13 protein-coding genes and 3 pseudogenes are annotated in these 17,225 nt (G+C 35.5%); 12 read left to right on the forward strand and 4 right to left on the reverse strand.

The genetic code is table 11. From position 1 onward, the window contains the following. Positions 1-18: 18 nt before the first annotated feature. Entirely contained in the window at positions 19-168 is a 150-nt protein-coding gene (locus tag PSA_RS27140; protein WP_082305802.1) for a HAMP domain-containing protein, read from the forward strand. A 344-nt stretch (positions 169-512) separates the two neighbouring features. Here the strand turns inward: PSA_RS27140 and PSA_RS08825 are convergent, their stop codons facing one another. Further along, positions 513-2,372, reverse strand: a complete 1,860-nt coding sequence (locus tag PSA_RS08825) for a serine hydrolase (protein WP_042151597.1) — start codon at positions 2,370-2,372, stop codon at positions 513-515. A 203-nt stretch (positions 2,373-2,575) separates the two neighbouring features. On the opposite strand from PSA_RS08825, the gene PSA_RS08830 reads away from it, so the two are divergent. From PSA_RS08830 to PSA_RS08850, 6 genes are all read left to right on the forward strand, one after another. Beyond that, a complete protein-coding gene (locus PSA_RS08830) occupies positions 2,576-4,753 on the forward strand; it encodes a transcriptional regulator (protein WP_042151594.1) in 2,178 nt (725 codons plus the stop codon). Between the two features lie 345 nt (positions 4,754-5,098). Further along, complete coding sequence (locus tag PSA_RS08835; protein ID WP_042151590.1) at positions 5,099-5,566, forward strand: GNAT family N-acetyltransferase; 468 nt, start codon at positions 5,099-5,101, stop codon at positions 5,564-5,566. A gap of 107 nt (positions 5,567-5,673) precedes the next feature. Continuing rightward, positions 5,674-6,252: a hypothetical protein gene (locus tag PSA_RS08840; RefSeq protein ID WP_052380221.1), complete on the forward strand. Its 579-nt coding sequence runs from the start codon at positions 5,674-5,676 to the stop codon at positions 6,250-6,252. A 134-nt stretch (positions 6,253-6,386) separates the two neighbouring features. Beyond that, entirely contained in the window at positions 6,387-6,878 is a 492-nt protein-coding gene (locus tag PSA_RS08845) for a hypothetical protein (RefSeq protein ID WP_042151586.1), read from the forward strand. Between the two features lie 99 nt (positions 6,879-6,977). Continuing rightward, positions 6,978-7,187, forward strand: coding sequence for a hypothetical protein (locus tag PSA_RS25155; RefSeq protein ID WP_371257792.1), 210 nt, complete (start codon positions 6,978-6,980; stop codon positions 7,185-7,187). Positions 7,188-7,455: 268 nt separating this feature from the next. Continuing rightward, positions 7,456-8,256: a transposase gene (locus PSA_RS08850; RefSeq protein ID WP_371257793.1), complete on the forward strand. Its 801-nt coding sequence runs from the start codon at positions 7,456-7,458 to the stop codon at positions 8,254-8,256. Between the two features lie 204 nt (positions 8,257-8,460). Here the strand turns inward: PSA_RS08850 and PSA_RS08855 are convergent. Continuing rightward, positions 8,461-9,078 (reverse strand): annotated as a pseudogene (locus tag PSA_RS08855) (IS110 family transposase); the annotation flags it as partial. A gap of 545 nt (positions 9,079-9,623) precedes the next feature. On the opposite strand from PSA_RS08855, the gene PSA_RS08865 reads away from it, so the two are divergent. After that, a complete protein-coding gene (locus PSA_RS08865; RefSeq protein ID WP_042153581.1) occupies positions 9,624-10,376 on the forward strand; it encodes an SDR family oxidoreductase in 753 nt (250 codons plus the stop codon). 474 nt (positions 10,377-10,850) lie between these two features. Here the strand turns inward: PSA_RS08865 and PSA_RS08870 are convergent. Then, positions 10,851-12,003: pseudogene (locus tag PSA_RS08870) on the reverse strand (IS110 family transposase). A 135-nt stretch (positions 12,004-12,138) separates the two neighbouring features. Between PSA_RS08870 and PSA_RS08875 the strand changes: the two are divergent. Further along, positions 12,139-12,696 (forward strand): GNAT family N-acetyltransferase, encoded by a 558-nt coding sequence (locus tag PSA_RS08875; protein WP_059364877.1) that lies wholly within the window; start codon positions 12,139-12,141, stop codon positions 12,694-12,696. A gap of 115 nt (positions 12,697-12,811) precedes the next feature. Beyond that, positions 12,812-13,636 (forward strand): alpha/beta fold hydrolase, encoded by an 825-nt coding sequence (locus PSA_RS08880; RefSeq protein WP_042153556.1) that lies wholly within the window; start codon positions 12,812-12,814, stop codon positions 13,634-13,636. Between the two features lie 444 nt (positions 13,637-14,080). On the opposite strand, the pseudogene PSA_RS08885 reads toward PSA_RS08880, so the two are convergent. Further along, positions 14,081-15,244: pseudogene (locus tag PSA_RS08885) on the reverse strand (IS110 family transposase). 157 nt (positions 15,245-15,401) lie between these two features. On the opposite strand from PSA_RS08885, the gene PSA_RS26840 reads away from it, so the two are divergent. Continuing rightward, entirely contained in the window at positions 15,402-15,887 is a 486-nt protein-coding gene (locus PSA_RS26840) for a type II secretion system protein (protein WP_042153547.1), read from the forward strand. A 185-nt stretch (positions 15,888-16,072) separates the two neighbouring features. Further along, positions 16,073-17,089 carry a transposase gene (locus PSA_RS08895; RefSeq protein ID WP_059364881.1) on the forward strand — a complete coding sequence of 339 codons (1,017 nt, stop codon included), beginning with the start codon at positions 16,073-16,075 and terminating at the stop codon, positions 17,087-17,089. The last annotated feature ends 136 nt before the right edge of the window (positions 17,090-17,225 follow it).

The raw sequence follows: 17,225 nt of genomic DNA on the forward strand, positions 1-17,225 counted from the left end.
TTTTACTTAACAAGTAGTATTAATAAACGATTACATAACGTACTAAGTGTTGCAAATAGGGTCATTGAAGGTGATTTAACGATCCAACCTATCGAAGATAATAGTGGTGATGAAATAGGAGAGTTAGCTCAAGCTATGAATACTATGGCAAACTCTTTAATGAGTTAATTCGGGATATAAATAGCGTATCGAGCTCTGTTGCAAATGCCGCCAATGAGATATTAACTGCAACTTTAGATATGACTCAATGCTAAAATTGATGCGGCTTGTGAGGAGCAGTCAGCAACAACAATTGAAATTTCAAAAGATGTTGTCGCTATTAGCTCATCATCATCTGAAATATTAGAAGTTACGAATCAAACATCAGAAAAAGCGTCTAGGATGAATGAGCTTTCTGATCAAATGAAACACTTGGTAGATCGCTTTAAGTTTCGCTCTTAGACTTGTTAATTGTACTCAAAAGCAGGATTTACATCCTGCTTTTTTATCAACTCAAGCTGCTTCGCCTGAATTTAAGCCCATACTCTCACACCTATAATGCCAAAATACAGTAGATAGCTAAACGCAAGCAAATGAATAACAGAACAAGTAGCATGATAACTATAAGCTAGCTTATTTATTTTCTTAATAGGTGTTTTAACAGTATTGTAAATGGCTATTAATGAGAAAATGGCATAAAAAACAGTACTTAACATTAGCATTAATGAAAAAACAGTCTTATTGCCAAAGTTTAAATAGGGGTTTTGCATTCCTAAAAATACACATGTGATCATCAATAAAGCAGAAAAAGAGGCTAATAATGGATATTTCCTTAATTGTTTGTGGTCAATTTTTAGCTTTTTCCCTCTAAGTTTATTAATACCATTTATTAATAAAACAACAATGAATGAAATGACGATTATTATCCAAAGACTTGCTGTTATAAGCTGAAAATAAACAGCAAAGGCATTGGTACGTTTAAGTACTTTATCTCCATAATGGATAACTTTGCCATCAATAGGATCTTCTGCAACGGCTAAAGTTACTAGACCATTATCGACAGATTTAAATGAAGTTTTAGAGGCCGGTAAAAACTTTTTAGGTTTAGCATTAAATATTAAACCACCAAATAATAATGCTTCCTCGGTAGTAGTTACTTTATATACAGCAACTAATCTATTGAAAAAATGCGCTAATTCAAATCTAGGGTTTACTGTGTAATAGTAACCGCGCAGTTGTTTGGATATTTTATTTGATATGGTTTCTGAAAATACTTCAGGTTTATTTAACCCTTGAGTTTGAAATGAGACAATCTGCTCTCTAATTTGTTTTAGTTTACTTGGATTTGAACTATTAGTTAAAATTACAAATCCAGAGTTGTCACTAGGTAAGTATCTCAGATCTGCTAAAGCACCATTAATACCCCCATCATGTCCGTGATATAAAAAATTATTTAATAAAGTAGGGATATTGTTGAGGCCATAAGCATTTTCAATTTCATTTGAATTAGTTGATTCACTGTTTCGCATACGCTTGATAGATTCAGCTGTTAAAATTGGCTTGCCACTATTGAGTAGCATTTTTGTAAACTTAGCCATATCCCCAATAGTTGAATTTATTGCACCTACTGGACGGTATATAAGATGTTTATAAGTTTGAGCTTTTTGGTTTACATAAGAGGTTGCACCAAACTGCTTAACCTGTTCATTATATAAATAAGTTGTGTTGTGCATTTTAAGCGGAGTAAAAATTGTTTCTTGGATATAAGATTCAAAGTTTTGTTCTGTAATTTTTTCAATTATGTAAGCTGCCACAGCTGAGCCTGAATTTGAATAAGATGATCGTGTTCCTGCTGGCCAGCGAGATGTTCTAGATTCAGGATAATAACTTAAACTGTCAATTAAAGTTTGTTCAGGGTTATTTTGCTTTGCATATTCAGTTAAAGCGATTTCATCCCAACCAGTTGTATGTTCAAGTAAATGAACCACTCTAATAGGATGAGTATCATGCCAAGGGTTATAAAATTTGACTTCTGGGACTAACGCTTTTACTTCATCATCAAGATGTAATCTGCCTTGTTCTATCAATTTTAATATCGCAATAGATGTAAACATTTTAGATACTGAGCCTATTCGGTATAAGGTATTTTTATCAGCTATTTTCTGCGACTCTAAATCAGAAAATCCGAGTACTTTAATTTCTTCAATACCATTTTTATTGACTAATGCGTAAGCTAAAGAAGGAAGTGTACTTTTTTCCATGATCTTTAAAATATTGTTATTTAGTTGAGTTAATGTTTTTGCTTTTTTTGTCTCAGAACTGGCATTAGCAATATTTAAAATCGCTAGCTGTAAAAAGCAATAGATGATAATTGGTATGGATAAAAGTTTCATAGTACCTCTTTATGAATTTATTATTTTCAGTATGAAATTAATGCGAAATTTCAAGTTAAAAACACTTGAACCTAGTTGGCCAAAGTGTTTTATTAGAATTAATTAAAAGAATGGTTTAAAGCAAACAAACTTTTGTTAACTATTGTGAACACATGTAATAATCGGGTGTTCACAAAAGGTCACATGTATTATCAGGGTTTTTTATGGCTGGTTTAGAGTCAGGTTTTCAGGATGTTGTTATTTTTGACGAATTTAAAATTGATTTGTCTAAAGAGCGTATTTATAAAAATAATGAAGAAATAAAACTAGAACCTCAGCTGTTTTCTTGTTTGGCTTTATTAGTTTTAGAGTCACCTAATGTGGTGAGTCGTGAGCTAATTCAAAATAAAGTGTGGGCTGGAAGACATGTTAGTGATGAAGCAGTTAGAGCTGCCTTTAAAAAGTTACGAAAAATACTTGGGGATGATGCGAAATCTCCAATATTTATAAAAACTGTGCCACGCCAAGGTTATAAATTTATAGCGCCAGTTGAAAAAGTTTTAATAACTGAGAAATCAAATGAAAACCCTTCACATAGCGAAGTGAAACCCAGCCTTTTAAATCCTTTTATTATTGGATTAGCTTGTTTGTGCATTGGTTTTTCTTATGTTTTCTACTTAAATAACACTACTGATAATGATTTAACAATCACAACAGAGTTTGAAGTCAGTAAAATTACACAACTGGCGGGCTCTGAAACTTATGGTAGTTTCAATCATAATTCGCAAACAATTTCATTTACACACCGTAGTCAAAGTGATTCTCCACAACAAATTCTTATTAAAAACTTAAAAAATAACAGACTTCAAAGAATAAGTTGGGATGGTGCACATTATTCAGGTGCTTATTGGTCGAAACAAGGTGATAAACTGGCATTTGGACGAAGTCATAATGGTGTATCAAACAGCATAATTACACAGTTTAATAAAAACGGGGAGGTCGTTAATGTAGATATATTGCAACACCCTAGTTTGAAGGATAAATATATTGTTGGCTGGCATGGAGATAATGCGCTTTATCTAGCGCAAGAAGCCTATGTATCAAATAACCGCAGCATTTATAAATTTGATTTAGTAACACAAGAATTAATAACAATGACATCCCCTCAAGTGACAGGGTCAGGTGATTATTTAGCTTCAGAATCATTTGATGGAAAATACTTAGCTATTATCAGAGAAGTTGCTAAAGGGGAGTTTTCACTATTAGTTATTGAAACTGGATCAGGCACACTCATCGCGAATCGTATTGTATCTATGTTTGTTAACCGTATTGTATGGCATCAAGATAATAATACATTAACCTTAAGTGCTTTTAGCGGTGCTGCAATTAAGTTTGATATCATTAAAAACAGTTTAACTAAATTACCCCAATTTCCAGCTTATACAAATGATATTTTTGCTGACTGTGGTGATAATTGTTATCTCATGCGCCAACATAATGGTAATTATTTGGATATCAAAGAAGAGCCAAACTTTTTATTATCTGAGAAAGTAGATCATAATCGACCATTAATATCTGCAAGTGACATTATCGCATTGCCGGGGGCGCAAGACTTACCTCGTTATAATAATATTGGCACAGCGGTATATTTTGTGACTTCAACCACTGAATCTTTAGTACTTCATAAACAAGAGTTTGGCGGTAGTTTATCTATATTGGCTTGCTGGCCAAGTAATATAAAAATTACAAATTTAGAGATCAGTCCAAAAGAGAGCCACTTTGCAGCTATCGTAAATCAAAGGCTCGTCCTAGAACCCATTAAAACACTCGCTGAATGTGATATAAGTTTACAGTCACAGCCAGCCTATATTACGGATTCATTAAAGAAAGTGGCAGAGCCTGTATGGCATGATAATAATGAATCTGTGTATTTAACTGTTTATGAACATGGTAAAGCTAAAATAAAAAACATTACTATTAAAGATAAAACATATACGCAAGTGATTAATGAATATATTGCATATCGACCTTTTTTTGCTTTGAAAGGGTATAACGCTGTTGCCATTGATAAAAATAATGTGGCTTGGCTGATTTCATCAAAAAAGAGTGAAGTTATAAAAAAAGATAAATTAACTAAAATAGAAGCGGCTAATTTACATCGTTGGTCAGTAGATAAAAGTGGATTATATTTTACTTCGAGACAAGGTCGAGAATCATATTTAAATCGCGTTTCTTTTGAGCCTATATCTAAATTAAAAGCAGGCGCTAACAATGATTTATTAAGCATTTCAATTGGCAATAATAAATTTAGATTAGGATTTGATTTACATCCGAATAAAAATAAACTGTTATTAGTTGAATCATTAAGTGCACAAAGCGATTTTGTAAAAGTGAAATGGTGATTTGAATATTTAGCTGAGAAAAACATTCAATTTTGTGGAAGTGTTTTTTAATCTCTTAAAAAGTATGTTATTTGCTTTATTTACCTCATAACTTAAGTTTCATCGCACGGTTTGCTTTTAAGTAGCGCACGCTTTGTCTTGATGAAAAAAAATAAATTATGTATAGTCAATCACATACGAATATATGCTCCGATATAATAGGCGCACATAAATTACAAAGCGTGCAAGCACACTTTACTACCTCCGTTTTTGACGTTATTTATCTCTAAGCTATTTATTTTTAATTTATATTAAGAGGTCTAACCTGATAAGTGTGCGGGCCGTTTATACAAATGTTAAGGCATTATGAAATTCGAGAATTATCAATCCTCTGACTTTAAGGAAATAGCAGATTTATTCCATGGCTCAGTACATTCAATATCATCTGATTTTTACACGTCAGATGAATTAGAGGCTTGGTCACCATCTCCTCCTAACTATGATGAGTGGAAGATGAGGCTCGAAAATAAGCAACCATATAAGGCCATCGTAAATGATCAAATTGTTGGGTTTATTGAATTAGAAAGGGATGGCCATATTGACTGCCTTTATATCCATAAAGAGTTTAAAGGGCAAGGAATTGGGAGCCGACTTTTAGAATATGCTATTGAGAAAGCTATGAACAATGGCATATATCATCTCTATGCAGAGGCAAGCAAAGTTGCGAGGCCTATATTCGAGAAACAAGGTTTTTCATACAATAATACAAATCATGTTAAGTTAAGGGGGCAGTCATTAATCAACTATTCAATGTCATTAAAGTTGCAGCCTTAACAAGGCGCAGCAACGGACTGTCAAACCTGTCACTTTTTGTGCGTGCCGCACAAAAATCGCCAGTTTTTCCAGCCGATGTGCAAGGCGTTATGCATAGGAATATATAAATGGAATTTACCATCAGCCCTAAAAAAGCGGTGATGGATTCTCATCTTTTTGAGAACTCCTCAATCGGCCTAGAAATGATGAGTGTAATTAACATCAATATCGAGCTAGAACCACTTGAGTTTGAAGAAGAGGTCAATGAAACCTCTATTCAACTAGATTTCATCGACATTCCATTCAAATCTATTGCTGATATTGAAGGCAAGGTCTTTGAATTTCCTGTAAATCCTGAGGACGGCTACATTGATGGTTCAATTTACCTGAATAGTCAGCATATCCCTGTGGATATTACCAAAATAATTTTTGGTAAGGCTTTAGATAATAAGGTTAATGTACACTTTATAGGTGTGATTCCTTTAGCTGATGAAGGTTTTGATAAGCCAAATATAATTATTGACTCCAAGTGCGAGCTTGAATTCGAGGGTGTATTTATACCTCGTAGTATATTAGAGGCATCGCAAGAGAATTTAGATAAATCATATGGTCTGATTAAATCATTCTATGATATGAGCAAGTTATCAAAAGCAAAAATCATTAATAACGGCTTCATGGATGTAATTGCATTCCAGCCTGTTGCATAACAAACAGCTGCAGCTGACAGTCTGGGCTCCACTTGATTTTGTGTTGCTCGCTGTCGCTCTCAAATTAACACAAAACAAGCTCCGCCCAGCCTACGGCTGAGCTGGGCGTTATACAACTATGGAAATTTCTGAGCATGTCTAACCCTTTAATTTCTGACATTTTTGAACCACCTAAGAGTTTTGACAATAGATATTTTCATTTCAGAGTTCTTGAAGATGAAGTCGCAGAATTTGATTTTGAAGCAGTAATGTCTAGCCAAAAGAGACTGCAAGGGATTTTTGGCGAAGGCTCTAAATGGCCTAAAAGTGATATGACACTTGAAGAAAATATTGCTAGCCTAAAAGTACATAAACAAGAATTTGAATCACGAGAGGCATTTGCTTATTCAGTATTTAATAAGTCAAAAAACAAATGCCTTGGTTCTGTTTACATCGACCCAAGTGATTCTCCAAACTATCAATGCGTAGTCTATTTATGGGTTCGAGATGATAGTATCGAACTAGATAATGAGCTTTATCAAACAGTCCGTAAATGGCTTTCGGAGGAATGGGATTTTTCCAAAGTAGCATTTCCAGGACGGTGTATTTTGTGGAAAGATTGGAATAAAGAGTTAAGCGTTGTATAACACGAATAAGACAGCCATACTTTTCTTATTGAAAACTGGTCTAAAACTCATTTTTTAGACTAAACTTTAACCACTGATGAAATGTTATTGGTGGTTATTATGGCTAGGGCAAGAGAGTCGTTAATCGATTTAGATGCAACCCCGTATTATCATTGTATAAATCGCTGTATCCGAAGAAGTTACTTATGTGGCGATGATAAATATTCAGGTAATAACTTTGACCATCGTAGAACTTGGTTAGTAGATAGAATCAAATTCCTTTCAACTGTTTTTTCAACACGAATAAGACAGCCATACTTTTCTTATTGAAAACTGGTCTAAAACTCATTTTTTAGACTAAACTTTAACCACTGATGAAATGTTATTGGTGGTTATTATGGCTAGGGCAAGAGAGTCGTTAATCGATTTAGATGCAACCCCGTATTATCATTGTATAAATCGCTGTATCCGAAGAAGTTACTTATGTGGCGATGATAAATATTAAGGTAATAACTTTGACCATCGTAGAACTTGGTTAGTAGATAGAATCAAATTCCTTTCAACTGTTTTTTCAATTGATATCGCAGCTTATGCGATTATGTCTAATCATTATCACCTTGTTTTAAAGGTAAATAGGGAAGAGGCTTTAAGCTTATCTAATGATGATGTTATTGAACGTTGGTATCAGTTATATCATGGTTGTATTTTGGTCGACCGTTACAGGTCGGGTGAAAAACTCAATGCAGCATACATGTTTAGAATTAATGAAATAGTTAATGAATGGCGCATAAGGCTATATGATATTAGTTGGTTTATGCGCAGCCTTAATGAATTTATAGCGCGTAAAGCGAATAAAGAAGATAATTGCACGGGTAAATTTTGGGAAGGGCGTTTTAAATCACAGGCTTTGCTAGATGAATCTGCAATGTTAAGTTGCATGATGTATGTTGATTTAAATCCTATTAGAGCTAAAATGGTTGACTCACTTTTAGACAGTGATTTCACTTCAATTCAAGAACGAATCAAGCAATACCAATCTTTTAAAAAGCAAAGTAATAAAAAGAAAAAACCAAATGAAACTTCAGGGTTTACAGTATTACAGCAACCAAAATTACTATTAGAATTTGGCTGCTCAATTGATAAAAATACGATTCCTTTTACACTTTTTGATTATCTAGAGTTAGCTGATTTTAGTAGTCGGTTAATCGTGCCAAATAAACGAGGTTCGGTTTTGAAAACGACTCCAAAAATTTTAGCTGTTTTAAATATTGAAGTTGATTCATGGCTCAATACCATTAAACACTTCAGGCGGCATTATGCTAACTTCGCAGGTTCAAAATCATCTTTAATGAAGTGTGCACATAGTCACAATCATAGTTGGTATAAAGGTTCTGCGTAGTTGCTCAACCTTATTTAAGTTTAACAATTGTTGCTATCTAGCAATTTAATTTATTGTGCGCGTAATTAATAAAACCTCAATAATTTGTATTGTATTTCGTGAAATAAAACATAAAACTCTCAAATGAAATATATTTATAGTAACCAGCGTAAGCTTTTAATTTCTCAGTGGGGTTTTAATATCAATGAGATATTTTTGCCTGTCTAATTTTTTTGTCTTTTTAATATCAATGAGATATTTTTGCCTGTCTAATTTTTTTGTCTTTTGCCATAAATCATTGATCAATTCACGCGCAAGAAAAGGTAGGTTATTTTCAGCATCTTCAAGAATACCGTTAATGGCATTTTGTGCAGGGTATCGACCTTTTGGCATGATGATACCGAACTCAGCGAGTAAACCGCGTAATCGGTTTATACGTGCGGTTCTGTCTTTAATTGCACCTTGTCTGATGCGGTGTAAACACAGCACGGCTTGTTGTTCTTCGCTTTTAATACTGACAAAACGTGTTTTTGGTCTTGTAGCTGCTTCGCAAATAGCTTCAGCATCATTGGCGTCATTCTTTTCATTTTGGCGATAGGGAATAACAAATTTAGACGCCATAATACGCACATCATGACCGAGTTTGATAAATTCCCTTGCCCAATAGTGGGCACCGGAGCAAGCTTCCATTGCAATAATACAGGGTGGAAGTTGTGTTATTTCCTCTAATAGCTTGTTTCTTTTGATAGTTTTTCTTAATTTACACTTGTCATGCTTATCAACACCGTGGATACTAAAAACTAATTTGGCTAAATCAATGCCAACAACTTTAATTAAAGACATATGGGCTCTCCATTTTTTGACTGTTTACACTTTCAATATGGCACAAATGCCAATTGGATGGGGAGTCCATATCATTCGTTAACTGTCCATGGAGAATCAATGTTAATATTTAAACTTGTGACATTGATTGTTGCATTAGCACCAATTGGACTCGTAGCTTTTTATATAAATAGCATGCTACAACAGGTAGAATATATAGAGGAGCTTAAGGTGTTAGGCTCCTATTTGATTGGAAGTGCGGCAATAATATTTTGGAGCTTCTTCTTTGTATTTTGGTCTAAAACGAAATCTAGTGGAAAGTTTAAGTTGTACTATGCAATACTATTTTTTCTAGGGAGCTTCTTATCACCAATATTTTGTTGGTATAAGTTAATATTTAAATCGAAGAATTGAAGCTTTTAGATAAGACAGCTAACAAACATTTCAATCAGACTACGCAAGTTGACCTGTTTTTTGCAAAGACCCGCAAAAAAGCCAGCCAACATTGCTTCACTAATTAAATGGGCGTTATGCATTCCCTTAACTCAGAATATAAGGATTGATTTATGAGTATTCAAAAAGTGGCAATTATTACAGGTGGCGGGCGAGGAATTGGAGCGGCAACGGCTCAACTTTTTGCGAAAGAAGGCTACGCTGTATGTATCAATTATAAATCCAATTCAGACTCAGCGAATAAATTAGCTCAATCAATAATGGCTGAGGGTGTAAAGTGTATTACTGTTCAAGCTGATGTTTCTTGCGAAGATGATGTGATCCGAATGTTTTCTACTGTTGATCGAGAGTTAGGTGCAATATCAATTCTTGTTAACAATGCAGGGATCTTAAAAAAGCAATCACGCTTAGAAAATATGAGTGCCGAACGGATCAACTCAATACTTACTAATAATGTCACAAGTTATTTTCTATGCTGTCGAGAAGCAGTAAAGCGAATGTCGACACGAAATGGTGGTTTTGGTGGCGTAATTGTTAATGTTTCTTCTGGTGCCGCTCGTTCAGGCTCACCAAACGAATATATTGATTATGCAGCATCGAAAGGAGCAATTGATACTTTAACGAAAGGTTTATCACTGGAAGTTGCATCTGAAGGTATCCGAGTTAATTGTGTTCGTCCTGGGTTGATTCATACTGATATGCATGCTGATGGTGGAGAGCCAGAGAGAATCGAAAGGTTAAAAAGTATAATTCCACTTCAAAGAGGTGGGGAACCAAGTGAGGTTGCAGAAGCCATTTATTGGTTAGCCTCAGACAAAGCATCATTTTCTACAGGGAACTACTTGGATTTAGCTGGTGGCCTGTAATGCATAACAAATGCATCAACACGATTTGCTACATTCGGCATTCTAGGTTTCTTTGAGTTTACCGTATTAAGTGGTAAATTTAGACTTAATCTGCATGGTAGCAAACGTGTTATGCAGGCGTTGATATGACTCCCACAGTCAACTTTTTTGCACTGATCCTTGCTTCTTTTTTAAAGCCATTCTTAATATATTTTTAAATAAATGAGTTAATGCACTGAATGAAGCAAAGTAATTTCGTCGGTTATCATGCTGATATTCGTGGATTACTAATCTATTGATTAGCAGCGCCTACCTTACATTTTCCGTCGTGGCACATTGTTTCAGTCTATGCTCGTGGATCAACATTGATTGCTCAATATTGCCGACCTAAAGCTTCCGCTCCTGCTCACGCCCCTTACCTTCATCCATGTAGGCAATGCCCTCGGGAGTTGTGCCACACCCGCTGCTTGATCCAATGCATTAACTCTAACCTTTTCATGCTGGTACTCTGGCTGTTCGTTTTTTTACATCAATTGGTGCAATTGCCACTTCCCTTGAAATCGCCCATATATATGCAATCATTTCTCTGGCGATAGCAGTTACTACAACATTGCGATGTTTACTTCTGTGCATTAACCTTTGGTACCTTTGCATAACCTTAATTGTGCTTGCCAAGCAATATCGATTACTTTTTTACTTAACATTTCTTGTCGTTTTTGCATTTCAGAAGACACTTTAGCTGGAAATTTATAGCTGTGTGCGCCTTCAATTAAAAGACGTCTAGCTCGGCCATTACCACATTTAGATATTTTTCCTAATCTACGTTTATCACCACTTGAATCTTCACTGGGGGTCAAACCTAGATATTTCATTAGCTTTCGAGGATTATCAAAGCGTCTTAAATCACCGAGCGCTGCAATGATACTTGCAGCAATTAAGAACCTGATTCCGCGCATAGCTTGTATTGCTTTAACGACAGGGTAATAAGCCACTGCTTAACTTGATGTTCTAGTTCATTGACTAAACGTGCTAAGCGTTTCATTCGTTCATTAATCGTATGTACCATTTCTTGTAAAACAATATGTTGTGCAGGGTGAGGTAAAATTAACTCATTTAGCCAACGCAGATGTTTAAGTGACCAATTGGCAGTACCGTCATAACAAATGTTATTCCTTAATAGGAAACCTTTTAATTGGCAACGAGCATGGTTTAAATCATTAGTTGCAGTTTGTCGTGGCCGAGATAAATCACGAACAGCTTCATCTTCAGCCTCAGGTACGTAAATGATTGGAATATCATTCATTTTAAGTAAGTGTGCTAATTTCATAGCATCTTTACGGTCGGTTTTAACTTTTTCACCTGGTTTTTTAGGTAAAAGAGAAGATGCAACGACGTAACAACAATGACCAAGACTAGTCAATAATCGATAAATCCAATATCCACAAGGACCCGCCTCGTAAACAAAATGAAGGGTCGCTTGAGGATATTTGGATTGGAAATCACGGGCCATTTTGATGACGGATGATTTAGAACTGGATATACGACCATCGTGTGTAACATGATTATCACGACCATCTAATTCATGTGCTACTTCAAAAAATTCTTTATGAGTATCTAATCCAATGAAAACTATGCTAATGTTATTCATGCTAGCCTCTGCTTTGTATTGTTTTGACACATATTATGGCTCTGGCTTGTCAGTTTTGCTGATAAACTAACCCACGAAAATGTAGAGGCTAGCGCTTTGTGGGAGTCATTGTGTCTATATTTCAAGGAGGACTAAGTGCAATTTCCAGAGCTAGAAACATCTCGGTTAATTCTTAATAAGTTATCAGAAAGTGACAGCCAGGCTTTACTTGATATTTTCTCTGATGAAAACGTTGTAAAATTTTACGATATTGATGTTTTTGATTCAGAGAAACAATCTTTGGAGCTAATTAACTTTTTTAATCAACGCTTTGCTGACAAAGATGGTGTTCGTTGGGCTATTCGAGTTAAGAACACGGGAAGGTTGATTGGTACGTGTGGTTTTAACTCAATAAACCTAAAGATGAAAAGTGCAGGTATTGGGTATGAGTTATCCTCAAAGTATTGGGGGCTTGGGTATGCTTCCGAGGCTGTTAGCACGATTATCCAATTTGTATTTTCCAATGGCCAACCATTAGGTCAACTCTACCGGATTCAAGGTGACATTATGATTGGAAATGCAGCTTCTGAGTCTGTGTTAAAAAAGCTAGGCTTCAAAGAGGAAGGAATTAGGCGTTCTAGTGGTTTCTGGAAAAAGGAATTCCATGATTTAAAGTGTTTTGGCTTAATAAAGCCTGAGTTTAAAGAAATATAACAAGGCAATTATGCGTGGGACGTCTAAAGCTTGGCTGGCGCTCATTCTTCGCTAATTTTAGCCAAGCATTTATACGCCCCATATTGCTGCGTTGTTATAAGCCAAGGATAGAGCATTGAAGTCTTCCATATTTCTATTTTTTTTAAGTATTTTTCTAACTCATTTCACTGTCCTTGCCGAGTCTAAGGTTAGTTTTGCTGCGATTGAAAATGTACAGCTTGAATATATTGATATAGGTACTGGGGACATTAATATCATTATTGAGTCAGGCGTAGGGATGGGGGTTAATTATTGGAAGCCACTACTAACTAAATTAAAAATGCTTAAACATCGAGTTATTATTTATTCTCGTGCAGGCAATGGTAGCTCAACAGCAACTATTGATGTTTCTATTCAGAAATCTAATAATCGCTTACATGCTCTACTAAAGCTATTAAATGTCGATAGAAATATTATATTAGTTGGGCACTCATATGGAGGTATTCATGTTCGTGAATATGCTACTTCTTATCGGGAGCAAGTGATAGGTTTAGTGTTACTAGATCCAAGTCACGAACAATTTTCGAAAAAGTTAATTCAGTTAGATAAAGATTGGGTGGAGAGAGATGATAAAAAGTTAAATTCACTTTTGGCTCAAAGCCAAGAGTGGAAAGTTTTGCAAAAAATATATCAAAATGAGCAATTAAAAGATAAAGGCTCTATTACTAAAATACCGACTGTTATTGTCACCTCCAGTAAATTAGGAGAAAGCGATTGGTGGATTGGTCACAGTGAGAAAGGGAAAGAAATATGGAGAGAGCTCCACTCCTCATTAATAAGGCACAACCCTAATTCAATTCATATTGTTTCAAATTCAACTGGTCACAATATACCTATAGATTCGCCAAATTTAGTTAATATAGCTATTGAAAAAACAGTTGATTTAGTTAATGGCTTATAACAAAGCAATAAAGTCGGATTCGTAACAGTTTGCTCGGTTTCGCTTCGCTTCACATTTTAGCAAACTGTTACTCACCGCTTATTGCGGCGTTGGTATGACTCCCACTGTCAAGTTAAACACACTTATCCTTGTTTAACTTTTTAAACCATAATCATTATTCTCGAATTAGAGCGAGTTAATGCATAGATGAAGCAAGTATTTTCGTCGGTTTTCATGCTGGTATTCGTTGGTTATTACTATTGCTAGTAACAGAGTAAACCTTACTTATTTCGACGTGGCACCTAATTTCAGTCTATGTTCGTGGGTCAACATTGATTGCTCAATGTTGCCGACCTAAAGCTTCCGCTCCTGCTCACGCCCCTTACCTACATCCATGTAGGCAACGCCCTCGATGGTTATGCCACACCCGATGCTCGATCCAATGCATTAACTCTAAATCGTTCATTATGCTGGTACTCTTGCCAAACGTAGTTTTGGGTTAACTGGTGTTAGTACCACTTCTTTGGTGCTTGCCCAAATATAAGCAATCATTTCTCTGGCTATTGCAGTAACAACAAGTTTGTAATGTTTACCTTTAGCAATGAGATTTTTTATATCTTTTACATAGTCTAAGTTGGACTTTCCATGCGATATCAATGATTTTCTTAGGTAATCCTTCTTGTCTTTTTTGTAATTCAGTTGAGATATTTGCCTGATACCGATAGCTGTGTGCCCCTTCAACTATTAAACGCCTTGCGCGACCATTACCACATTTGGTAATCGCTCCGAGATGGCGTTTTCCACCACTTGAATGCTCACTCTGAACCAGACCAAGGTAGCTCATTAATTTTCTTGGATGGTTAAAAAGGGTTAAATCACCGAGCTCAGCAATCACGCCTGCGGCAACCAATAAACGTACACCGCGCATAGCTTGTATTGCTTTAACAACAGGGTAATAAGCCACTGCTTAACTTGATGTTCAAGTTCGTTAACTAAGCGAGCTAAGCGTTTCATTCGTTCATCAATCGTATGTAGCATCTCTTGTAAAACAATATGCTGTGCGGGGTGAGGTAAGATTGACTCATTTAACCAGCGTAAATGTTTAAGCGACCAGTTTGTAGTACCAGGATAGTTAATATTGTTTCGAAGTAGCAGTGCTTTTAACTGATATTTAGCATCATTAAGATCATTAAGATCATTAATGGCGACTTCACGCGCACGAGATAAATCACGGATAGCTTCATCTTCAGGCTCAGGCACATAAATAGGGGTGAGATCTTCAGATTTAAGTAGTTTAGCAAGTTTAAGGGCATCGCGTTTATCAGTTTTAACTTTTTCACCTGGTTTTTTAGGTAAAAGAGAAGATGCAACGACGTAACAACAATGACCAAGACTAGTCAATAATCAATAAATCCAATATCCACAAGGACCCGCCTCGTAAACAAAATGAAGGGTCGCTTGTGGATATTTGGATTGGAAATCACGGGCCATTTTGATGACGGATGATTTAGAACTGGATATACGACCATCGTGTGTAACATGATTATCACGACCATCTAATTCATGTGCTACTTCAAAAAATTCTTTATGAGTATCTAATCCAATGAAAACTATGCTAATGTTATTCATGCTAGCCTCTGCTTTGTATTGTTTTGACACATATATTATGGCTCTGGCTTGTCAGTTTTGCTGATAAACTAACCCACGAAAATGTAGAGGCTAGCGCTTTGTGGGAGTCATTGTGTCTATGTGTATGCAAATTCCATGTGCACCAGAAGGAGTTCTTTTGAAAAAGCAACAAGGTTTTACGTTAATTGAGTTGGTTGTCGTTATTGTCATTTTAGGTATTTTAGCGGTTACGGCTGCACCTAAGTTTCTCGATTTAACGAGTGATGCCAAACGCGCTAGTCGTGCAGCGTTATTCGGTTCAATTAAATCGGCATCTCAAATGGCACATTTGAAATGTATGATGGACCCAAGTTGTGATGTGAGTGGGGACTCCACTATAGAAGTAGGTGGCGAAACGATTCGTATGGATGATGGTTACCCATCTGCAAATCATTTTCTTATTAGTAGTATTGCAGGTCTTGTTGATTCTGGAGGTTGGGAGTCTATGTTAACTTCTAATAAAGTTATTTGGTGGTATCCTGGGACTACATTGGCAGAAAGTGACTGCACGATTGAGTATAGGTGGGCAGGCGGCTCAGGTGAACCCTCCTTTCCAGAGAGTCCACCGGCGAGCAATGGCAGAAATGACGATACTTGTAGCTAAATTGTAGCGTCAGAAGAAAGTCGTAAACGAGTTGGTTATCTTTAAAATTAATTTATTTTAGCAAAAAACAAATTAAAGACGAAAAACAAATTAAAGACAGCCATGCTTTTCTTATTGAAAACTAGTCTAAAACTCATTTTTTAGACTAAACTTTAACCACTGATGAAATGTTATTGGTGGTTATTATGGCTAGGGCGAGAGAGTCGTTAATCGATTTAGATGCAACCCCGTATTATCATTGTATAAATCGCTGTATCCGTAGAAGTTACTTATGTGGCGATGATAAATATTCAGGTAATAACTTTGACCATCGTAGAACTTGGTTAGTAGATAGAATCAAATTCCTTTCAACTGTTTTTTCAATTGATATCGCAGCTTATGCGATTATGTCTAATCATTATCACCTTGTTTTAAAGGTAAATAGGGAAGAGGCTTTAAATTTAACGAATGATGAAGTTATTGAACGTTGGTATCAGTTATACCATGGTTGTATTTTGGTCGACCGTTACAGGTCGGGTGAAAAACTCAATGCCGCATACATGTTTAGAATTAATGAAATAGTTAATGAATGGCGCATAAGGCTATATGATATTAGTTGGTTTATGCGCAGCCTTAATGAGTTTATAGCGCGTAAAGCGAATAAAGAAGATAATTGCACGGGTAAATTTTGGGAAGGGCGTTTTAAATCACAGGCTTTGCTAGATGAATCTGCAATTTTAAGTTGCATGATGTATGTTGATTTAAATCCTATTAGAGCAAAAATGGTTGACTCACTTTTAGACAGTGATTTCACTTCAATTCAAGAACGAATCAAGCAATACCAATCTTTTAAAAAGCAAAGTAATAAAAAGCAAAGTAATAAAAAGAAAAAACCAAATGAAACTTCAGGGTTTACAGTATTACAGCAACCAAAGTTACTATTAGAATTTGGCTGCTCAATTGATAAAAATACGATTCCTTTTACACTTTTTGATTATCTAGAGTTAGCTGATTTTAGTAGTCGGTTAATCGTGCCAAATAAACGAGGTTCGGTTTTGAAAACGACTCCAAAAATTTTAGCTGTTTTAAATATTGAAGTTGATTCATGGCTCAATACCATTCAACACTTCAGGCGGCATTATGCTAACTTCGCAGGTTCAAAATCATCTTTAATGAAGTGTGCACATAGTCACAATCATAGTTGGTATAAAGGTTCCGCGTAGTTGCTCAACTTTATTTAAGTTTAACAATTGTTGCTATCTAGCAATTTAATTGATTGTGCGCGTAATTAATAAAACCTCAATAATTTGTATTGTATTTCGTGAAATAAAACATAAAACTCTCAAATTAAATATATTT

The sequence above is a fragment of the Pseudoalteromonas sp. '520P1 No. 423' genome (assembly GCF_001269985.1).
Taxonomy (GTDB): Bacteria; Pseudomonadota; Gammaproteobacteria; order Enterobacterales; family Alteromonadaceae; genus Pseudoalteromonas.